Consider the following 20,071-nt stretch of genomic DNA (forward strand, 5'->3'; position numbering starts at 1 on the left):
GGGCGGCGGCCCCCCGGCCGCCGCCGCGCCGCCGGCCTCGCAGCGCACCCGCCAGTCGACCCCCAGCGCGTCCTTGAGCGCCTCGGCGATGACGTCGGCGTTGCGCTGCTCGCAGAGCCGCTTGGCCAGCGGCGCCGACTCGTGGCTGAGCACCAGCGTGTTGCCGTCGAGCGCCCGCACGGTGGCACCGGCCAGCATCACCTCGGTGGTGCGGCTGCGCTGGCGGACCTTGTCGCGCACGGTCGGCCACATGGTCCGCACCGCCGCGGCGTTGAGCTCGCCCGGGGCCGCCCGCCGCCCGGGGAGCCGGGCCGGTCGCGCCGACGCACCGGGAACCCCCGCCCGATCCGGCCTCCGCGCAGCGCGACGAAGAGGAGCACATGCTCGCCGAGGCCGGCCGCGACGAGCCGGCGGGGCCGCGCCGCGACCCCGAAGAGGTCGCCCTGGAGCTACTGCAGAACGAGCTGGGCGCCCGCCGCATCGACGGCGGCTAGCTCGCCGCGGGCGCGGTTCACGGCGCCCACCACGGACGCAGCGGCAGGCCGTGGTCGTCCGCCGCGTCGACCTTGGTGGCCAGCACGTGGTGTAGCTGGAGGTTGTTCTGCTCGAACGCCACCCGCGACGCCGCCATGTACAGCCCCCACACCTTCGCGGTCGGCAGGCCGACCTCGGCCACCGCAACGTCCCAGTTCCGCACCAGGTTTGCGCACCAATCGCGCAACGTCATCGCGTAGTGGTGCCGGAAGTTCTCCGTGTGCAACACCTCGAACCCGACGTCCTCGATCTCGGTGGTGATGCGTCCCGACCCGGTGAGCTCCCCGTCCGGGAACACGTAGCGGTCGGTGAACCCGCCCGCGAACGACGTCGACGAGTTGTCGCTGCGGGTGATGCAGTGGTTGAGCAGCAGACCGCCGGGCCGCAGCTTGGCATGCAGGAAGCCGAAGTAGGCGGGGTAGTTCTTGACGCCGATGTGCTCGGTCAGGCCGATGGACGACACCGCGTCGAACCCGCCCTCGCGCACGTCGCGGTAGTCGGTATGGCGCACCTCGGCCAGCGCGTCGAGCCCCTCGGCGCGGATCGCCTGCCGCGCCCACTTCGCCTGCTCGGCCGACAGGGTCGCGCCGATCGCGCGGACCCCGCGGCGCGCCGCGTAGCGCACCATGCCGCCCCAACCGCAGCCGACGTCCAGCAACCGGTCGCCGGGCCGCAGTCGCAGCTTGTCGAAGACCAGCCGGTACTTGTTGTCCTGTGCCTCCTCCAGCGTCGCGCCGGCGTCGGCGTAGACCGCGCAGGTGTAGGTCATCGACGGCCCCAACACCCACTCGTAGAAGCTGTTCGAGACGTCGTAGTGGTGATGGATGGCCTCGGCGTCGCGGCTCTTGGTGTGCATCAGCCCGTCGGCGACCCGTCGCCACCGCGGTCGGGTCTCCTGCGGCGGCGGCGCGATCGGCACCAGCCGCTCGACCCCCAGCGACCGCACGACCTGCGCCAGCACCCGCGCCGGGGGCCGCTTGAACTGCACCCGGTCGGTCAGCGTCTTGAGCAACTCGTAGGGGTCGCCGGGATGCACCCCGCAGGGCTGCAGGTCACCCGCGACGTACGCGCGGGCCAGGCCGAGCTCGCCCGGCGCCGTGGCCAGGTAGGTGGCCCCGCGGGGGGTCCGCAGCTCCAGGCCGAGCTCGGCGTCCGCACATCCCGCGGTGCTGCCGTCATAGGCGGTGAACTTCAACGGGTGGCGGCCGGTCGCGGCGAAGATCTCCAGGATCTGCGCCATGGTGAGTTTGCCGCTGCTGGTACGGAACGGTTCCCGCGTCGTCGTCATCGCCGTTGTACCGCCTTTGCGTAGAGATCGAGAAGACGGGCATGGGGATCGTAAGCCTTCTTGACCGTGCTGTAGGCCTCGCCGCCGTACAACTCGGCGAAATCGTCGCGGGAGTAGAAGGAGTCGGAGTACAGCGATTTGTGCCCGTCGAGCTCGCTCACCTTCGCCTCGATGGCGCGGTTGGTCGCGCCCGCCGCGCTCCCCTCCGGCCCGGCGGGTACCGAGGACCAGAAGCCGACGTTGACGTAGGTGCGGTCCGGCCGCATCGGGTACAGCGGCCAGCCGTCGGGATCGCGTAACCGCACCGGGCACAACCAGATCGGGGTGATCGGCACCGTGGCCGTGAACCATTCCAGGAAGTCGCAGGTCCGTTCGACCGGGACCTCGATGTCCTGCACCACCCGCTCACGCTCCGGGCGGCCGCGGCGCCGCTCGATCCGGTCCGACACCCCGAAACGGCGGTCCAGGGCAATGAGTTTCGAATAGACGCTGCTGCGCCGGTAGCGGCGCGGCCACCAACGCCGCACCCGCGGGTTCTGCAGGCCTAGCGCCCGGGAGCACCAGAACCAGTCGGTGTCCCAGCGCCAGAAGTAGTCGTGGATGGTCAGCCGGTCGTCTTTGACGGCGCCGTTCGCGCCGTCGTGGCGGATCGACTGGTAGTAGATCCCCGCCCCGGTGTAGTCGCTGACCGGTCCCGGGGTGGTGGTCCGCCGCCCGACGCACAGGTAGCTCTCGTCGGGCGAGAAGACCACCCCGTCGAGGTAGTCGACCGGCAGGCCGCCGTGGCCGCCGGTGTCGACGATGCGCTCCAGTGCCGCGAGCAGGTCGGGCAACGTGTGAAACCTGATGTGGCGCAGTGCCACAAACGGCGCGACGGGCTCCAGCTCGATCCGCAACCGCGTCGAATAACCCAGCGTCCCATAGGAATTCGGGAAGGCACGGAACAGGTCGGCATGCTGGGTGCGCGATGCGGTGACCAAATCCCCGGCGCCGGTGAGGATGTCCATCTCCAGCACCGACTCGTGGGGCAGGCCGTTGCGGAACGACGCGGACTCGATGCCCAGGCCGCTGACCGCGCCGCCCAGGGTGATGGTCTTCAGTTGCGGAACCACCAGCGGCGAAAGGCCGTACGGCAGGGTGGCGGCGATGAGGTCCGCATAGGTGCACATGCCGGCGACGTCGGCGGTGCGACCGTCGGCGTCCACGCCGAGGACGCCGGTCAGGCCCGAGGTGTCCAGGCCGGGCGCGTCGCGTTTGGCACGGGCGCGGAACAGGTTTGAGGTGGGTTTGGCCAGCCGGACGGCGGACGTCGCGGGAATCGATCGGTAACTCGCCAGCAACCGGTCGACGCCCGACTGGTGGGTAGAGAGTGCAGATCCGGGAACACCCACCAGAGATACCCTAGTCTTCGACACCGGCCCGTGCACCCGCGCGCGGGCCGCAGACGCGGGTGATCAGCACGCCACAATTCAAGGAGGATTCGCCGTGGGACAGGTGAGCGCAGAGAGCACGATCTTGATCAACGCCGAGCCCGGGGCCACCCTCGCCGCCGTCGCGGACTATCAGACGGTGCGCCCGAAAATCCTGTCTCCCCAGTACAGCGACTACCAGGTGGTGCAGGGCGGCCAGGGCCAGGGAACCGTGGCGAAGTGGAAGCTGCAGGCCACCAAGTCCCGGGTGCGTGACGTGCAGGCCGCCGTCGACGTCGCGGGGCACACCGTGATCGAAAAGGACGCCAACTCCTCGATGGTCACCAACTGGACGGTGGCGCCCGCGGGCCCCGGCTCCAGCGTGACCGTCAAGACCACCTGGACCGGCGCCGGCGGCGTCAAGGGCTTCTTCGAGAAGACCTTTGCGCCGTTGGGGCTGAAGCGAATTCAGGGCGAGGTGCTGGGCAACCTGAAGCGCGAACTGGAGACGCCGGGTAGCTAGCGGGCCTGCCCCTGCGAGGCCAGGAATCCCGCGACGCCGCGCACCAGGGCGTCGGCGTATTTCTGCCGGCCCTCCGCGGACTCCATCAGCGCCGAATCCGCGGGGTTCTTCATGTTGCCGCACTCGACGAGGATCGACGGGTACTGCGCCAGGTTCAGGCCGGTCAGGTCGGAACGCCCGTAGAGCCCGCTCTGCCCGATGTAGTTGGCCGGCGGAATGCCGGAGGCCTGCAACTGGTCTCGCATGATGCGCGCGTACTGCACCGACGGCCCGGCCTGCACCTGGTTGAGCGGCGGGGCCGAGTAGTTGACGTGGAAGCCCCGGCCCGACGGCGGTCCGCCGTCGGCGTGGATGCTCAGCACCGCGTTGGGGTGTAAGGCGTTGGCCGCGTTGGCGCGCTCGTCGACGCACGGACCCAGCCCGGTGTCGTTGGCGCGCGACAGGGCGGTGCGGACGCCGAGGGCGTTCAACTCGGCGCGCACCCGCAGCGCGGTGTCCCAGGTGAAGCTGTGCTCCATGTAGCCGGTGTTGGTGGCCGTGCCGCTGGTCTGGCAGTCCTTGGTGCCGCCGCGGCCGGTCGGCACCTGACGGTTGATGGAGCCGTCGTTGGAGCCGTTGTGGCCTGGGTCGATGAAGACGACCATGCCCGCGATGTTGGACGGGGCCGCCGTGGCGTTCGGGATGATCACTGTCGACGCGGCGACGATCATGCCGATGAGGGATCGGATGCCGACACGCCTGCTCACTGGTAGGTCCACGGCGCAAACCTAGCTCCGCGCGGTCTACGCTGGGTGTTTCGAATCGCCGGACAGACACGAGCGAAACCAACTCGAGACCAAGATGCGAGGGGACCGTCATGCAACCCGGAGGCGACATGTCGGCGCTGCTGGCCCAAGCCCAGCAGATGCAGCAGAAACTCATGGAGGCCCAGCAGCAGCTGGCGAACGCCGAGGTGCGTGGCCAGGCCGGCGGGGGCCTGGTCGAGGTCGTCGTCAAGGGCAGCGGCGAGGTGGTCGCGGTGAAGATCGACCCCCAGGTCGTCGACCCCTCGGACGTCGAAACCCTGCAGGACTTGATCGTGGGTGCCATGTCCGACGCCTCGGGGCAGGTCACCCGGATGGCGCAGGAGCGGCTGGGGGCGCTGGCCGGCGGCCTGGGTGGCCCGCCGGCGGGCCAGCCGCCGACCCAGATCCCGGGGCTTTGATCCCGCCGACATGTTCGAAGGACCCGTCCAGGATTTGATCGACGAGCTCGGCAAGCTGCCGGGGATCGGTCCGAAGAGCGCGCAGCGCATCGCCTTTCACCTGTTGTCGGTGGAGCCGCCGGACATCGACCGGCTGACCGCGGTGCTGGGCAAGGTCCGCGACGGCGTGCGGTTCTGCGCGGTGTGCGGCAACGTCTCCGACAACGAGCGCTGCCGCATCTGCGCCGATCCCCGCCGGGACGGTTCGCTGGTGTGCGTGGTCGAGGAGCCCAAGGACGTCCAGGCCGTCGAGCGCACCCGCGAATTCCGCGGCCGCTACCACGTGCTGGGTGGGGCGCTGGACCCGCTGTCCGGAGTGGGCCCCGACCAGCTGCGGATTCGCGAGCTGCTCAGCCGGATCGGGGCGCGGGTCGACGACGTCGACATCACCGAGGTGATCATCGCGACCGACCCCAACACCGAGGGCGAGGCGACCGCCACCTACCTGGTGCGGATGCTGCGCGACATCCCGGGGCTGACCGTGACGCGCATCGCGTCCGGGCTGCCGATGGGCGGCGACCTGGAATTCGCCGACGAGCTGACGCTGGGCCGCGCGCTGACCGGCCGCCGGGCGATGGCCTGACGCCGCTCAGCCCTTGGTGAGCTGAAACGCCCGGGTGACGGTCGAGCCCGGCTCGCCGCACCCCGCCGACATCGTCGTCCGGCCCTCGCCGGCCAGCGACACAGCGTCGAAGCTGTAGTCGACGGTCGCCGGAGCGGACGCCCCGTTGGCGCACGGCGCCTGGGCCGCCCCACTGTGGGTCCAGCGCCCGGCGACGAGGTCGAACTCCCAGCTGATCACGAAGTTCCCGCCGTCCTGCGACGTCGCCATTGTGCAGTCCGACCCGCACGGGGCGAACACCCACGCCGTCGTCTTGTCGTTGTCGGTGTAGAGCACGGTGTACCGGCCCATCGGGACCTCCGGGGCGGCGTGGGCGGGCGCCGCAGGCGCCAGCGCGGCCGCGACGACCAGGGCGCCGCCGACGACCCCCGGCCTCATCGCGCCGCCAGTCGTTCGCGGCGCAGCAACTCCACCTCGGGCAGCTCCAGCGGTGCCAGCTCACCCACCACCTTGCTCAGCAGCAGGTCGGCCAGTTCGGGGTTGCGGGCCAGACACGGCCCGTGCATGTAGGTCGCGACGACGCTGCCCTGCACCGCGCCGTCGACGCCGTCACCGGCCCGGTTGCCCGCGCCCTTGACGACCGCGCCCAACGGGGCCGCTGCGGGGCCCAGGGTGGTGCCGCCGCGGTGGTTCTCGAAACCGGTCAGGCGCTGCGTCAACCCGGCCAGCGCCGGCGTGGTCACCAGCTCGCCGATGGTGCGCGCGGCCTGCGGGACGGTGGTGGCGTCGAGCATGCCGACGCCGTCGACGCGCTCTCCCGCCGACGTCTCATACCAGTGGCCGAGCACCTGCACGGCGGCGCAGATCGCCAGCACGGGGGCGCCGCGCTCCGCCGCGCGCTGCAGGCCCGGGTAGCGCAGCAGGTGCCGGGTGGCCAGCCGTTGGGCGTAGTCCTCGGCCCCGCCGAGCGTGTACAGGTCGAGCGACTCGGGCACCGGGTCGTCGAGCGTGATCTCGACGACGTCGGCGGCGATGCCGCGCGCCCGCAGCCGTTGGCGCAGCACCACGGCGTTGCCGCCGTCGCCGTAGGTGCCCATCACGTCGGGGAGCACCAGCCCGATGCGCACCGGGTCAGCCACGGCGCGCCAACGCCCGTTGCAGCTGCAGGAACGCGGTGTAGTTGGCGACGACCTCGACCCGCCCGGGCGGGCACGACGCGATCGCGGCGACGGTGTCGTGCACCAGCGTGTGCGCGACACCCGCGTAGCCCAGGCGCACCGCGAGGTCGGTGCCCCGTTCACCGGCCGCCACGACTTGCCCTTTGAAGGCGTTTCCTACGTGCTCGAAGCGCACGTCCCACAACCAGGACAGGTCCTCCCCGTCGGGCACCTGCCCGTTGACGGCGATCACCACCCCGGCCGCGTGCTTGTCCACCATCGACAGCGCCTCCTGCCACCCGGCCGGATTCTTCGCCAGCAGGATCCGCGCCTGATGCGCGCCCACCGCCACCGTGCGGTAGCGGCCGGCCACCTCGTCGACGGTCGCGACGGCCGCGACGGCCTTGGCGGGGTCGGCGCCGAGCGCGACGGCGGCGGCGACGGCCTGCGCGGCGTTGCCGCGGTTCACGGCGCCGGGCAGGGCCAACCGCATCGGCAGGGCCAGCCCGTCGGGGCCGTAGAGGGTGTCGTCGTCGAACCACCAGTGCGGGCTGGGGCGTTTGAAGTCGGCGCCGGTGGAGTACCAGTGGTTCGCGTCGCGCACGATGACCTCGCCGCTGCGGGGGCAGCTGACCGAGTCGTTCGCCCAGGAACCGCCGGCCGCCACCCACACCACGTGCGGGCTGTCGTAGGCCGCCGAGGTCATCAGCACGTCGTCGCAGTTGGCGACGACCACCGCCCCGGGGTGCCGGGCCAGGCCGGCGCGCAGCGTGCGTTCGATGACGTTGATCTCGCCGACGCGGTCCAGCTGGTCGCGGGACAGGTTGAGCAGCACGACGACGCGGGGATCGACCGCGTCGCAGACGTGCGGCACGTGCATCTCGTCGACCTCGAGGGCGGCCAGCCCGGCCTCGCGATGGGTGGCCAGCGCGGCGACCAGGCCGGCGTCCATGTTGGCGCCCTCGGCGTTGGTGGCCACCGGCCCCAGCGTGCCCAGGGCGGCCGAGGTCATCCGCGTCGTGGTCGACTTGCCGTTGGTGCCGGTCACCACCACCGTGCGCCGGCCGGCGCCGAGCTGCCGCAGCACCGAGCGGTCCAGCGTCATGGCCACCAGGCCGCCGATCATCGCGCCCGCGCCGCGCCCGGTCACCCGCGACGCCCAGCGCGCGCTCGCGCCGGCGGCGAGGGCGAGGCGTGCGCGGGGGGTGACCACCCGGGCATTTTAAGGGCGGGCGAGCGCCGGCATCGAATTCCTACCGACACGGCCGCTCAACGACCGGGCGATGTCGGTCGGACGTGCCATCCTGACGTTCATGAATTCCTGGGGCCGCCCCTCTGGCGCGCCGGACGGGGGTTGGGCGGTGATCGACGTCGAAACCTCCGGGTTCCGGCCGGGGCAGGCCCGCGTCATCAGCCTCGCGGTCCTGGGCCTGGACGCGCACGGCCGCGTCGAGCAGTCGGTGGTGAGCCTGCTCAACCCCGGGGTGGATCCCGGCCCCACGCACGTGCACGGCCTCACCGCCGCCATGCTGGAGGACCAGCCACAGTTCGCCGACATCGTCGGCGACGTGATCGAGGTGCTGCGCGGCCGGACGCTGGTGGCGCACAATGTCGCGTTCGACTACTCGTTCCTGGCCGCCGAGGCCGAGCTGGCGGGCGCCGAGCTGCCCGTCGACACCGTGATGTGCACCGTCGAGCTGGCCCGCAGGCTGGAGCTGGGCACCGAGAACCTGCGGCTGGAAACCTTGGCGGCGCACTGGGGTGTGGCTCAGCAGCGCCCCCACGACGCCTTCGACGACGCCCTGGTGCTGACCGGCGTGCTGGCGCCGGCGCTGCGGCGGGCCCGGGAGCGCGACGTCTGGTTGCCGGTGCGCCCGGTGACCCGGCGCCGCTGGCCGAACGGCCGGGTCACCCACGACGAGCTGCGACCGTTGAAGGTGCTGGCGTCGCGGATGCCGTGCCCGTATCTCAATCCCGGCCCGTATGTGCGGGGCCGGCCGTTGGTCCAGGGCATGCGGGTGGCGCTGGCCGCCGAGGTACGGCGCACCCACGAGGAGATGGTCGAGCGGATCCTGCACGCCGGGCTGGCGTACTCCGACGTGGTCGACCGCGAGACTTCGCTGGTGGTGTGTAACGACGACGCACCCGGACAGGGCAAAGGCTTCCAGGCCCAGCAGCTGGGCGTGCCGGTCGTCTCCGACGCGCAGTTCATGGACGGCGTCGCCGCCGTAATCGGCGGCGCCACCATTCAGGAGTTCATCGACGCAACGTCGGCCGACACCCAGCTCGCGCTGTTCTGATCTCCACCCTTGGGCGGCGATCCCAGCGTGTTCTCAGCTGGCACCCGGGAACTTCCCAGGCGCTGGTCTGAGGCCCAATTGTTACCATGAGCGAGCCATTGCGGTGAGCGCAAAAGCGTCATGCGCCTGGCGTCCTGGGGGACCGATCCAAAGCGGCGACTGCGTGGCGGCATCGTCCATCGCAGCAGTGAGGACAATTGAGTGAGTGGACCGCTGGCGGATTTCTCCGTCGATCGGCGGGTGTTGCTGACCACCAGCGTGGCGCTGTTCATCGGCGCACTATCGGCGGGGGTGGCGTGGTGTCTGCTCAAGCTCATCGGATTAGTCACCAACGTTGTTTTCTATCAACGTCTTTCGGATGCCCTGGTATCTCCCGTCGATAACCACCATCCATGGTGGCTGATATTGGGTGCGCCGGTTGCCGGTGGTCTGGTGATCGGCCTGATGGCTCGGTACGGATCGGACCAGGTTCGCGGCCACGGTATGCCCGAGACCATCGAGGTAATCCTCACCGGCAGCAGCCGGGTTGAACCGAAAGTGGCGATTCTCAAACCGATTTCGGCTGCCATTAGCATCGGAACCGGCGGTCCGTTCGGTGCCGAGGGCCCGATCGTCATGACTGGCGGCGCGATGGGATCGGTTGTCGCCCAGTTCTTGCATCTGACCGCAGACGAGCGAAAGATCCTGCTGGCCTCCGGTGCCGCCGGTGGCATTGCGGCCACCTTCAACGCTCCTTTGGCGTCCATCTTGCTGGCGGTCGAGTTGCTGCTGTTTGAATTCCGGCCGCGCAGCTTGGTCCCAGTGGCCAGCGCGGTCGCCATGGCCACCGTCATGCGCACGTTCATCCTGGGCGCCGGGGCGGTCTTTCCGGTTGGGGTGCGGATACCTGAAATTGCCTGGCCCATAGATATTTTGGCCGCAGCAATCGGGCTGGCCGGCGCCCTGGTGGCTATCGGCGCGTCACACCTGGTTTTCTGGGCCGAGAATGTCTTTCCGCGGCTGCCGATCCATTGGATGTGGTGGCCGGCGATCGGCGGTCTGATCATCGGCGTGGGTGGCCTGGTCGAACCCCATGCTCTCGGCGTCGGTTACAACGTGATCGATTCGCTACTCACCGGGCGGGCCGGCCTGTCGCTGATCGTCGGCATTCTCGTGGTGAAGACTGCAATTTGGGCGCTGTCGCTTGGCTCGGGAACCTCGGGTGGTGTATTCGCTCCCGTCTTCATGATCGGCAGTGCGCTCGGAGCCTTCGTCGGACAGTGGCTTCCGCACGTGTTTCCCGGATTTTGGGCGATGCTGGGGCTGGCCGCCGTGGTCTGCGGCCTCATGCGGGCACCCTTCGCGGCCATCGCCTTCACCCTCGAGCTCACCCGCGCCTGGCCCACCATGCTCCCGGTGATCATCGCCACGATCACCGCCTACGTCGTATCCGTGCTGGTGCTGTCACGATCCGTGCTCACCGAGAAGATCACCCGTACCGGGATGCATCTGACCCGTGACTACACGACCGACCCGCTGGAGGCCTTCCTGGTCGCCGAGGTGATGCGTGCCGGACCCGTTCCCACGCCGGGAGGCGGCGCTGTCAGCGCGCGGGCAACCTTGCGGCACGCCGCGAATGTCTTCGCCGAAACGGAAGGCCTGCCGTTGCGGGTCCTATCGCCGGCGGGCGCCGACCAAGGTCACCTGTTGCTGAAGGACTTGCTGACCGCCCACCTGCATGACTTCAACGAAGAAACCGAACGGACCAGGCACCTCATCCCCTATTTCCCCAAGCCGCCGCGCAGCGTCGTTCGTCGCTGGGCGGCGGCTCGGCGCGACGGCCGGGCTAGCTGACCAAGAGCTCAGCGCGCCGCCCGGTTGACCGCCGACACGACGGCGCGCAACGACGCGGTGGTGATCGACGGCGCGATGCCCACGCCCCACACCGTCTTGCCGGACACCGACGCCTCGACGTACGCCGCGGCCTGCGCGTCGTCGCCGGCCGACAGCGCGTGCTCGGAGTAGTCCAGGACGGCGACGTGGACGCCGATCGCTCCCAGCGCGTCGACGAACGCGGCCAGCGGCCCGTTGCCCGCCCCCAGGATCTCGCGCTCCACGCCGTCGAGCTTGACCACCGCCTCGATGGTGTCGGTGCCGCCGTCGACCTCGGCGGCGGTCACCTTCTGCCGGATCCGCTCCAGCGGCCGCACCGGCGCCAGGTACTCCTCGTAGAACGCGTCCCACATCGCCTTCGGGGAGACCTCGCCGCCCTCCCCTTCGGTGATTTTCTGCACCACCTGCGAGAACTCGATCTGCAGCCGCCGCGGCAGCGCCAGGCCGTGGTCGGACTTCATGATGTAGGCCACCCCGCCCTTGCCGGACTGGGAGTTGACCCGGATCACCGCCTCGTAGGTGCGCCCGACGTCCTTGGGGTCGATCGGCAGGTACGGCACCTGCCAGAGCATGTCGTCGACGTCGGAGTCGGCCTCGTCGGCGGCCACCTTCATCGCGTCCAGGCCCTTGTTGATGGCGTCCTGGTGGCTGCCGGAGAAGGCGGTGTAGACCAGGTCGCCGCCGTACGGGTGGCGTTCCGGTACGGCCAGCTGGTTGCAGTACTCCACGGTGCGCCGGATCTCGTCGATGTTGGAGAAGTCGATCTGTGGGTCCACGCCGCGGGAGAACAGGTTGAGCCCCAGCGTCACCAGACACACGTTGCCGGTGCGCTCGCCGTTGCCGAACAGGCAGCCCTCGATCCGGTCGGCGCCCGCCTGGTAGCCCAATTCGGCCGCGGCGACGGCGGTTCCGCGGTCGTTGTGCGGGTGCAGGCTCAGGATGACCGACTCCCGGTTGGCCAGGTTGCGGCTCATCCACTCGATGGAGTCGGCGTAGACGTTGGGGGTCGCCATCTCGACGGTGGCCGGCAGGTTGAAGATGATCGGGTTCTCCGGCGTCGGCGCGATGATCTCGCCGACGGCGTCGCACACGTCGCGGGCGTAGTCCAGTTCCGTCCCGGTGTAGGACTCCGGCGAGTACTGGAACCGCCACTGCGTGCCCGGGTACTTGGCGGCCTCCTGCACGCACTTGCGCGCGCCGTCGGTGGCGATGGCCTGCACCGCGGCCCGGTCGGCGCGAAACACCACGCGCCGCTGCAGGATCGAGGTGGAGTTGTAGAAGTGCACGATGGCGCGCGGCGCGCCCTCGCAGGCCAGGAACGTGCGCTCGATGAGCTCCGGGCGGCACTGGGTCAGCACCTGGATGGTGACGTCGTCGGGAATGGCGCCGTCGGTGATGATCTCGCGGACGAAGTCGAAATCGGTCTGGCTGGCCGAGGGGAACCCGACCTCGATCTCCTTGTAGCCCATGCGCACCAGCAGGTCGAACATGCGCCGCTTGCGGGTGGGGCTCATCGGGTCGATCAGCGCCTGGTTGCCGTCGCGCAGGTCGACCGCGCACCACAGCGGAGCGGCGTCGATGACCCGGTCGGGCCAGGTGCGGTCCGGCAGCCGGATGGCCTCGACCTCGTCGGCGAAGGGGCGGTACCGGTTGACCGGCATGGCCGATCCACGCTGCGGGTTCCAGGCGGGCTGCCCGGGGCGGGGCGGGCCGGCGGGCTTGACGATGGCTCGTGCCGAGCTATAGGCGTCGGGTTGGGTAGTCACGTGATTGCTCCGGGGGTGTCAGAAGGAAACTTCAGACCGGCGCATCGCGAACACCCGCGACGGGAGGCCGGTCTGGATCAGACCCCGTCGCGGCGTCCGAGGAGGAGCACCCGCTGCACGGTCTGCACTTTACCGCGCCTGGCCCCGTGGTGAGAAACCGCGCCGCAGCGGGGACGAAACCGCAGGTGGCGGGGGCCGGTATCGCAACGTTAATGCAGATGCACCGCCACGTATTCTGTTGTGGACTCAAAACGAAGTGGCCTGGCAGAAGGGCGGGGAGACGAACGTGGCGCTCGTCGTACAGAAGTACGGCGGATCGTCGGTGGCCGACGCCGACCGGATCCGCCGCGTCGCCGAGCGCATCGTCGCGACCAAGAAGCAGGGCAACGACGTCGTCGTGGTCGTGTCGGCAATGGGTGACACCACCGACGACCTGATGGACCTGGCGCAACAGGTGTGTCCGGCCCCGCCGCCGCGCGAGCTCGACATGCTGCTGACCGCGGGGGAGCGGATCTCCAACGCGCTGGTGGCGATGGCGATCGAATCGCTGGGCGCACAGGCGCGCTCGTTCACCGGGTCGCAGGCCGGCGTGATCACCACCGGCACCCACGGCAACGCCAAGATCATCGAGGTAACCCCGGGGCGGCTGCAGGCCGCGCTGGACGAGGGGCGCATCGTGCTGGTGGCCGGGTTCCAGGGCGTCAGCCAGGACACCCGCGACGTCACCACGCTGGGCCGCGGCGGCTCGGACACCACGGCGGTCGCGCTGGCCGCGGCGCTGCGCGCCGACGTCTGCGAGATCTACACCGACGTCGACGGCATCTTCACCGCGGACCCGCGCATCGTGCACAACGCCCGCCGGCTCGACACGGTGACGTTCGAGGAGATGCTCGAAATGGCGGCCTGCGGCGCCAAGGTGCTGATGCTGCGCTGCGTCGAATACGCCCGCCGCTACAACATCCCGGTGCACGTGCGCTCGTCGTATTCGGACAAGCCGGGCACCGTCGTCGTCGGATCGATCAAGGACATACACATGGAAGACCCCATCCTGACCGGAGTCGCGCACGACCGTAGCGAGGCCAAGGTGACCGTTGTCGGCATCCCCGACATCCCGGGCTACGCCGCCCGGGTGTTCCGCGCCGTCGCCGACGCCGACGTCAACATCGACATGGTGCTGCAGAACGTCTCCAAGATCGAGGACGGCAAGACCGACATCACGTTCACCTGCTCGCGCGACAGCGGGCCCACCGCGGTGGCCAAGCTGGACGCGCTCTCCGACGAGATCGGCTTCACCCAGCTGCTCTACGACGACCACATCGGCAAGGTGTCGCTGATCGGGGCGGGCATGCGCAGCCACCCCGGCGTCACCGCCACCTTCTGCGAGGCGCTGGCCCAGGTGGGCGTCAACATCGAGTTGATCTCCACCTCCGAGATCCGCATCTCGGTGCTGTGCCGCGACACCGAACTAGACAAGGCCGTCGTGGCGTTGCACGAGGCGTTCGGGCTCGGCGGCGAGGAGTCGGCGACGGTGTACGGCGGAACGGGTAGGTAGATGGTTTCTCTAGGCGTGGTGGGCGCCACCGGCCAGGTCGGCCAGGTGATGCGCGCCCTGCTCGACGAGCGGGACTTCCCCGCGACCTCGGTGCGGTTCTTCGCGTCGGCCCGCTCGCAGGGCCGCAAACTTCAATTCCGCGGCCAGGAGATCGAGGTCGAGGACGCGGCCACGGCCGACCCGGCCGGCCTGGATATCGCGCTGTTCTCCGCGGGCAAGACGATGTCGCTGGTGCAGGCGCCGCGCTTTGCCGCGGCCGGGGTCACGGTGATCGACAACTCGTCGGCCTGGCGCAAGGACCCGGACGTGCCGCTGGTGGTGTCCGAGGTGAACTTCGACAGAGACGCGGCAACCCGTCCCAAGGGCATCATCGCCAACCCGAACTGCACCACCATGGCCGCGATGCCGGTGCTCAAGGTGTTGCACGACGAGGCCGGGCTGCAGCGGCTGGTGGTGTCGAGCTACCAGGCGGTGTCCGGCAGCGGCCTGGCGGGCGTCGACGAGCTGGCCAGCCAGGCGCGGGCGGTGATCGACGGCGCCGAGCGGCTGGTGCACAGCGGCTCGGCGCTGCAGTTCCCGCAACCCCAGACCTACGTGGCGCCGATCGCGTTCAACGTGGTGCCCCTGGCCGGTTCGCTGGTCGACGACGGCTCCGGCGAGACCGACGAGGACCAGAAGCTGCGCCACGAGAGCCGCAAGATCCTGGGCATCCCCGACCTGGCCGTCAGCGGCACCTGCGTGCGCGTGCCGGTGTTCACCGGCCACTCGCTGTCGATCAACGCCGAGTTCGCCCGCCCGCTGTCACCCGAGCGCGCCCACGAGTTGCTGGCCGGCGCGCCCGGGGTCAAGGTCGTGGACGTGCCCACGCCGCTGGCGGCCGCCGGCGTCGACGAATCCCTCGTCGGTCGCATCCGGCGCGACCCCGGTGTTCCCGACGGGCGGGGCCTGGCCCTGTTCGTCTCCGGGGACAATCTGCGAAAAGGGGCGGCGCTGAACACCATTCAGATCGCCGAGTTGCTGGCCGCCCAGCTGTGACCCGCGGGTGAGCGCCGCGCAACACCGATCGGTCGCGCGGCGTTCGCTGCTGCTTGCGTGTTTCATTGCCGCACATGGGTTTTGGGCTGCCACCGCGCACGCCGACCCGCCGGCCCCGGTGCCGGAGCCGGTGCTGCGGCAGCTGGCCCCGGGGCAGGTGTTGCGGCTCGGCCCGACCGCCGGAACGGGAACGGTGACAAGGGATTTCGAGATCGGCGCGACCGATCTGTGCGAGTTCATGGAGTTTCCCACGCAGGTGTTGCAGATCTGCGGCGACAGCTTCCCCGGGCAGGGCGTGGGCTTCGGCCGCGACTTCGCGCCGATCGCGCTGCGCGTCGACACGTCCTCGGTGGACGACCCCGACGGCGTGCGGTACTCGGGTGTGATGGGGGTGTTCAACCCGTTGCTGGCCGACCCCACCCCCGCGGGCGATTCGCAGTTGCCGGCCGGCGTGGTGCAGATCAACCGGCGCAACTACCTGATGGTGACCACCACGCACGACCTGATCCCGGAGAGCTCTCGGCTGGTCACCGCCGAGCCGCAGCGCGATCGATGGCAGACCGTCGCAGGATCGCGCCGCCCGGCCTCCTATCAGGGCGGTTCGCAGACGCAGATCAGCGGCTACTACGACCCGATTCCCGCCCCCGATTCGCCGAGCGGATGGGTCTACATCGTCGCCGACAGCTTCACCCGCCGGGACCCGGCGGTGCTGTACCGGGCGACGCCGCAGGCGTTCACCGACCGCTCCCAATGGCAGGGCTGGGCCGCGGGCGCGGGCTGGGGCAAGGCGCCGACACCGCTGTGGCCGGACCAGGTGGGCGAGATGTCGATCAAACAGATCGACGGCAAAACCGTGTTGTCCTACTTCAACGCCAGCACCGGCAACATGGAGGTTCGCGTCGCCGACGACCCCACGAAGCTGGGCGGCGCGCCGGTCACCACGGTGGTGCAGCACGACGAATGGCCGGAGCCAGCGGAAAGCCTGCCGCCGCCGGAGGACAACCGGCTGGCGCAGCCGTATGGCGGGTACATCTCGCCCGGCTCGACGCTCGACGAGTTGCGAATCTTCGTGAGCCAGTGGGACACCCGGGCCCGGGTGGCCGCGCCGTACCGGGTGATCCAGTTCGCGGTCAACCCGTTCAAGCCGGATGACTGACGGCGGATCGCGTCGGGCACAATTCGCGTAGACAACTGGAGAGGTGGGCATGACCTCAGAAGACGTCAATCGAGTTCCGTCGCCGGCCGCTTCGGCACCGTCGGACGCCCCCGCCGACGACCGACCCGCGAAAGCAGGCTTCCGCCCCGACATCGAGGGCCTGCGGGCCGTCGCGGTCCTGGCCGTCATCGCGTTCCATTGCGGCGTTCCCGGCGTCAGCGGCGGCTTCGTCGGTGTGGACGTTTTCTTCGTCATCTCGGGTTTCCTGATCACCGGCATGCTGTGGCGGGAGGCGGCCGCCGCGGGGACGGTGCGGCTGGGCCGCTTCTACGGCGCGCGCGCCCGGCGTCTCCTGCCGGCCTCCGCGCTGGTCGGTGTCATCACGGCGGTCGCTTCGGTGGTGCTGCTGACGCCGTTGGAAGCCAGGTCGGTCATCGGTGACGGCATCGCCAGCGCGCTGTACGTCGGCAACTATCGGTTTGCGCTGCAGGGCGTCGACTACTTCCAGATCAGCAAGCCGTCCCTCTCGCCCTACCAGCACTACTGGTCCCTGGCCGTCGAGGAGCAGTTCTACCTGGTGTGGCCGGCCCTCATCATCGGCACCGCGTGGCTGGTTCGGCGCGGCCGCGGCCGCGCCGACGGCACCGGGTCGTCGGCCGCCCCGTACGTGGCCGTTCTGGCGCTGGTCGCCGCGGTGTCGTTCGGCTTCTCGGTGGTGACGACGCGCACCGCGCCCCCTGTCGCGTTCTTCTCGCTGCACACCCGAGCGTGGGAACTGGCGGTGGGCGGCCTGGTGGCGCTGACGGCGCCGCAATGGCGGCGGCTGCCCGCGCTGGCGGCCGCGGTGGTCGGCTGGGGCGGGTTGGCGCTGATCGGGGTGGCGTGCAGCCAGCTCGACGCGGCCACGCCCTACCCGGGCAGCGCCGCGCTGTTGCCGGTGCTCGGCACCGCCCTGGTCATCGGGTCGGGCTGCGCCGCCGCCACCCGCGGCTGCGGCCGCCTGGCGCTGCCCCCGCTGCGCGCGACCGGCCGGGTGTCGTATTCCTGGTATCTATGGCACTGGCCGGTGCTGTTGCTGGCGACGCCGCTGCTGGGACGCCCGATGGGGCCGATCGACGGGCTGGTGGCGGTGCTGGTCTCCCTAGCGCTCGCCGTGCTCACGCTGCGGTTCGTCGAGAACCCCTTGCGCTATGCCCCGGCGGTACGGGGTTCGGCCGCCCGCAGTCTGACCTTGGGCGGCGTGGCCACCGCCTTGGCGGTGGTCGTCGGCGTCGCGCTGCTGGTGGTCGAGCCGATTCCGGTCGGCCGGGGCCCGGCCGCCGCTCCTGTGCGTGTACTCGCCGACCCCGTGCCCCGCGGTGCGGACGTCGGCAGCGCCGACGCGGCGGTGCAGCGGGTGTTCGCGCAGGTGCAGGCCGCCATCGCCGCGTCGGCGGACCTTCGAGCAGTGCCCTCGAATCTGGACCCGTCGCTCGCTGACGCCTTGCACGATCCGACGCCGCCCGGCCTGGACGGCTGCCTGCGCAATCTGCTCGAGGTCGACCAGCCCCCGTGCGCGGCGGGTGACACGGCCTCCCCGACCAGGGTGGCCCTCGTTGGGGACTCGAACGCCTACGTGTGGAGCCCGGCGTTTCAGCACTTCGCCGAGCAGCACCGCTGGCGATTGGAGGTCCTGACCAAAGGGGCCTGCCCCATGCTCGACCTGCCCCTGAAGATCTTCGTGCAGCGGCCTTACACCGAGTGCGACACATGGCGCGGCCAGGTCCTCGCCCGGCTGCGCGACGAGCACCCGCGGCTGGTGGTGCTGGGCATGCTGCGCCACGACAGCGGCGTGGGATACCCGCCCTACGGACCGGCGTGGATCGACAGGCTGACCCGGCTGGTGCAGCAGTTGCGAACGACCGGCGCCCGGGTGCTGGTGCTGGGGCCCACCCCGGATCCGCACTCGATGGTGCCGGACTGCCTGTCGGTGCATCTCGACGACGCGACGGCGTGCGCGGCCACCCGGGCCACGGCCGTCAACGCGACCGGTATCGCGGCCGAGGCCGCCGCCGCCGCGGCCGGCGGAGGGCGATACGCCGACGTCTCCGACCTGTTCTGCGGCCCGGAACGCTGCCCGCCGATCGTCGGCAACACCCTGGTCTACCAGGACGAATACCACCTGACGTTCGAGTACGCGCGGGTGCTGGCGCCGGCGATCGGGGCGCTGACCGATCGCGCGCTGGCCGGCCCGTGATGGGCGGCCGCCAGCCCGCCGCCGTCACCGCTCCATGCCTGGTCGGGGGTGGTTTAGGGCTCACAGCTGCTACATAAGTAGCGCATAGCGCTCACTACTGTTAACGGCTTCATCATTTGTCTCATGAGTGAAACTTCTGAAACCCCCACCGTGCGGACCTCCACCGCAACCGAACCCGCGCCGGCCGCAGTCGAGCCGGCGCTCTACCACCGCCCGCCCCGCGTCTTCCAGGCCGCGGCCTGGGTCGCCATCGTCGCCGGGATCGTGTTCATCGTCGCGGTCATCTTCTTCACCGGCTACACCCTGGGCAAGCACGCCGGCCACCACGGCGGTCACCACCACGGCCACCACGCGGCGTGGATGCACCACCACGGTCCGGGTGGGCCGGGTGGTCCCGGCTTCGGCCCGGGCGGACCCGGCTTCGGCCCGGGCGGCCCGAACGGTCCCGGCGGCCAGGGCCAGCAGCCCGCGACGCCCGGCCCGTCCGCCGTCCGGCCCAGCAGCATGGGCCCCGGCCACCTGCCGTCGTCGCTGTTCCACCCCGCGACCGTGTCGCCCGGCGCCCTGGGGCAGGTTCCCACCGTCGTCGTGCTCGGCGGCTGACGACCCCTCCATCACCAACTCGTAGCCCGGCGCTCACCCCCGAGCGCCGGGCTACTCGGCATGTCACCGCTTCCTCACCGCGGCATCTCGATTCACAGCAAGTTTGTGTCGGGGACCTGTTACGCAGCCCGGCAGCCAGGGCACTATTCAAGGCATGAGTGAGACACCCGAACCGCACACCCAGCCGGTCGCCGAGCCTGCCCCCGCCGCGGCGGTGGCACCGCCGCCCCCGCCGCCGGTGAAGCCACCGCGGCTGTACACGGCTGCGGCGTGGGTGGTGATCGTCGCCGGGATCGTGTTCATCATCTCCACCGTCTTCTTCACCGGCGCGTTCCTGTTCGGGCATCACCACTGCCACCATCACCACGGCATGGTCGGCCCCGGCGGCCCTAACGGCCCCGGCGGCCCCGGGCCCGGCCCTGGTAACGCGCCGGGCAACGGCCCCTGGCAGTACGGCGGCCCCGGCCCCGGGTGGCCCGGCCCCGGCGGGCCCGGGCCGTGGCAGTACGGCGGCCCGGACAACGGCCAGTGGGGTCCCGGCGGTCCCGGCGGCCCGGGTCTGATCGTGCCGCTGCCCCCGGGCGGTTCGGGCGGCCCGGGCGGGCCGGGTGGCGGCTGGGGCGGACCCAGCTACGGCGGCCCGGCGGGCCCGTCGAGCCCGCCGCCCAGCACGCCCGCGCCCCGGCGCTGACGGGCGCTCGACGGGTGCGCTAGCCGCGAGATTCTTGACTAGTTCAAGATAGGCGGCATACTCGGTAACGTGCCCGAACGGCCTGGTGAATGCGCGTATGGCAGGAAAAGCCATGCGACACAACGGGTTTGATACGGCGCGCCC

Annotated in this window: 18 protein-coding genes and 1 pseudogene; 11 read left to right on the plus strand and 8 right to left on the minus strand. The window is 70.6% G+C overall.

Annotation, left to right across the window (positions count from 1 at the left end; all coding sequences use genetic code 11):
• From A5700_RS16630 to A5700_RS16640, 3 genes and pseudogenes are all read right to left on the minus strand, one after another.
• A pseudogene (locus A5700_RS16630) lies at positions 1 to 375 on the minus strand (DNA polymerase III subunit gamma/tau); the annotation flags it as partial.
• A 136-nt stretch (positions 376 to 511) separates the two neighbouring features.
• Positions 512 to 1,822 carry a class I SAM-dependent methyltransferase gene (locus tag A5700_RS16635; RefSeq protein ID WP_197502841.1) on the minus strand — a complete coding sequence of 437 codons (1,311 nt, stop codon included), beginning with the start codon at positions 1,820 to 1,822 and terminating at the stop codon, positions 512 to 514.
• The gene (locus tag A5700_RS16640; RefSeq protein ID WP_082960499.1) at positions 1,819 to 3,216 is read right to left on the minus strand and encodes an FAD-binding oxidoreductase; all 1,398 of its coding nucleotides are present in this window, start codon (positions 3,214 to 3,216) and stop codon (positions 1,819 to 1,821) included. Before A5700_RS16640 ends, A5700_RS16635 begins: the two co-directional genes overlap by 4 nt.
• A 91-nt stretch (positions 3,217 to 3,307) precedes the next feature.
• On the opposite strand from A5700_RS16640, the gene A5700_RS16645 reads away from it, so the two are divergent.
• Positions 3,308 to 3,754, plus strand: a complete 447-nt coding sequence (locus A5700_RS16645) for an SRPBCC family protein (RefSeq protein ID WP_068070315.1) — start codon at positions 3,308 to 3,310, stop codon at positions 3,752 to 3,754.
• Here A5700_RS16645 and A5700_RS16650 read toward each other — a convergent pair.
• On the minus strand, positions 3,751 to 4,512 hold the full coding sequence (locus A5700_RS16650) for an Rv3717 family N-acetylmuramoyl-L-alanine amidase (protein WP_082959719.1): 762 nt from the start codon (positions 4,510 to 4,512) through the stop codon (positions 3,751 to 3,753). The genes A5700_RS16645 and A5700_RS16650 overlap by 4 nt on opposite strands.
• A gap of 98 nt (positions 4,513 to 4,610) precedes the next feature.
• Between A5700_RS16650 and A5700_RS16655 the strand changes: the two genes are divergently transcribed.
• Positions 4,611 to 4,958, plus strand: coding sequence for a YbaB/EbfC family nucleoid-associated protein (locus tag A5700_RS16655; protein WP_068070313.1), 348 nt, complete (start codon positions 4,611 to 4,613; stop codon positions 4,956 to 4,958).
• A gap of 10 nt (positions 4,959 to 4,968) precedes the next feature.
• Positions 4,969 to 5,580: a recombination mediator RecR gene (recR, locus tag A5700_RS16660; protein ID WP_068070312.1), complete on the plus strand. Its 612-nt coding sequence runs from the start codon at positions 4,969 to 4,971 to the stop codon at positions 5,578 to 5,580.
• A gap of 6 nt (positions 5,581 to 5,586) precedes the next feature.
• Here recR and A5700_RS16665 read toward each other — a convergent pair whose 3' ends face one another.
• Genes A5700_RS16665 through A5700_RS16675 form a run of 3 tightly spaced genes read right to left on the minus strand, consistent with a single transcriptional unit; the run spans position 5,587 to position 7,929 of the window.
• Positions 5,587 to 5,997, minus strand: coding sequence for a hypothetical protein (locus A5700_RS16665; protein WP_068070311.1), 411 nt, complete (start codon positions 5,995 to 5,997; stop codon positions 5,587 to 5,589).
• Positions 5,994 to 6,698: a type 1 glutamine amidotransferase gene (locus A5700_RS16670; RefSeq protein WP_068070310.1), complete on the minus strand. Its 705-nt coding sequence runs from the start codon at positions 6,696 to 6,698 to the stop codon at positions 5,994 to 5,996. Before A5700_RS16670 ends, A5700_RS16665 begins: the two co-directional genes overlap by 4 nt.
• Positions 6,691 to 7,929 carry a Mur ligase family protein gene (locus A5700_RS16675; RefSeq protein WP_068070309.1) on the minus strand — a complete coding sequence of 413 codons (1,239 nt, stop codon included), beginning with the start codon at positions 7,927 to 7,929 and terminating at the stop codon, positions 6,691 to 6,693. Before A5700_RS16675 ends, A5700_RS16670 begins: the two co-directional genes overlap by 8 nt.
• Positions 7,930 to 8,029: 100 nt before the next feature.
• On the opposite strand from A5700_RS16675, the gene A5700_RS16680 reads away from it, so the two are divergent.
• The gene (locus A5700_RS16680) at positions 8,030 to 9,016 is read left to right on the plus strand and encodes a DEDDh family exonuclease (protein WP_068070320.1); all 987 of its coding nucleotides are present in this window, start codon (positions 8,030 to 8,032) and stop codon (positions 9,014 to 9,016) included.
• Positions 9,017 to 9,217: 201 nt separating this feature from the next.
• Positions 9,218 to 10,849: a chloride channel protein gene (locus tag A5700_RS16685; RefSeq protein WP_197502840.1), complete on the plus strand. Its 1,632-nt coding sequence runs from the start codon at positions 9,218 to 9,220 to the stop codon at positions 10,847 to 10,849.
• Between the two features lie 8 nt (positions 10,850 to 10,857).
• On the opposite strand, the gene leuA is transcribed toward A5700_RS16685, so the two are convergent.
• Complete coding sequence (gene leuA / locus A5700_RS16690; RefSeq protein ID WP_068070308.1) at positions 10,858 to 12,654, minus strand: 2-isopropylmalate synthase; 1,797 nt, start codon at positions 12,652 to 12,654, stop codon at positions 10,858 to 10,860.
• A gap of 286 nt (positions 12,655 to 12,940) precedes the next feature.
• Here leuA and A5700_RS16695 point away from each other — a divergent pair, with 286 nt between their 5' ends.
• From A5700_RS16695 to A5700_RS16720, 6 genes are all read left to right on the plus strand, one after another.
• Positions 12,941 to 14,206 (plus strand): aspartate kinase, encoded by a 1,266-nt coding sequence (locus A5700_RS16695; protein WP_068070319.1) that lies wholly within the window; start codon positions 12,941 to 12,943, stop codon positions 14,204 to 14,206.
• Complete coding sequence (locus tag A5700_RS16700) at positions 14,207 to 15,241, plus strand: aspartate-semialdehyde dehydrogenase (RefSeq protein WP_068070307.1); 1,035 nt, start codon at positions 14,207 to 14,209, stop codon at positions 15,239 to 15,241. It begins immediately after the preceding gene.
• A 7-nt stretch (positions 15,242 to 15,248) separates the two neighbouring features.
• A complete protein-coding gene (locus A5700_RS16705) occupies positions 15,249 to 16,397 on the plus strand; it encodes a DUF4185 domain-containing protein (RefSeq protein ID WP_068070306.1) in 1,149 nt (382 codons plus the stop codon).
• A gap of 49 nt (positions 16,398 to 16,446) precedes the next feature.
• A complete protein-coding gene (locus A5700_RS16710) occupies positions 16,447 to 18,633 on the plus strand; it encodes an acyltransferase family protein (protein ID WP_068070305.1) in 2,187 nt (728 codons plus the stop codon).
• 150 nt (positions 18,634 to 18,783) lie between these two features.
• Positions 18,784 to 19,236: a hypothetical protein gene (locus tag A5700_RS16715; protein WP_156671264.1), complete on the plus strand. Its 453-nt coding sequence runs from the start codon at positions 18,784 to 18,786 to the stop codon at positions 19,234 to 19,236.
• Positions 19,237 to 19,390: 154 nt separating this feature from the next.
• The gene (locus tag A5700_RS16720; protein WP_068070303.1) at positions 19,391 to 19,927 is read left to right on the plus strand and encodes a hypothetical protein; all 537 of its coding nucleotides are present in this window, start codon (positions 19,391 to 19,393) and stop codon (positions 19,925 to 19,927) included.
• Positions 19,928 to 20,071: the final 144 nt, after the last annotated feature.

The organism is Mycobacterium sp. E1214, from assembly GCF_001666755.1.
Taxonomy (GTDB): Bacteria; Actinomycetota; Actinomycetes; order Mycobacteriales; family Mycobacteriaceae; genus Mycobacterium.

Bases quoted from the DNA above. Each gene is read 5' to 3' on its own strand.
- A5700_RS16700 (WP_068070307.1), top strand. From the start codon at position 14,207: ATGGTTTCTCTAGGCGTGGTGGGCGCCACCGGCCAGGTCGGCCAGGTG.
- A5700_RS16665 (WP_068070311.1), bottom strand. From the start codon at position 5,997: ATGAGGCCGGGGGTCGTCGGCGGCGCCCTGGTCGTCGCGGCCGCGCTG.
- A5700_RS16635 (WP_197502841.1), bottom strand. From the start codon at position 1,822: ATGACGACGACGCGGGAACCGTTCCGTACCAGCAGCGGCAAACTCACC.
- A5700_RS16655 (WP_068070313.1), top strand. From the start codon at position 4,611: ATGCAACCCGGAGGCGACATGTCGGCGCTGCTGGCCCAAGCCCAGCAG.
- A5700_RS16720 (WP_068070303.1), top strand. From the start codon at position 19,391: ATGAGTGAGACACCCGAACCGCACACCCAGCCGGTCGCCGAGCCTGCC.
- A5700_RS16680 (WP_068070320.1), top strand. From the start codon at position 8,030: ATGAATTCCTGGGGCCGCCCCTCTGGCGCGCCGGACGGGGGTTGGGCG.
- A5700_RS16710 (WP_068070305.1), top strand. From the start codon at position 16,447: ATGACCTCAGAAGACGTCAATCGAGTTCCGTCGCCGGCCGCTTCGGCA.
- recR (WP_068070312.1), top strand. From the start codon at position 4,969: ATGTTCGAAGGACCCGTCCAGGATTTGATCGACGAGCTCGGCAAGCTG.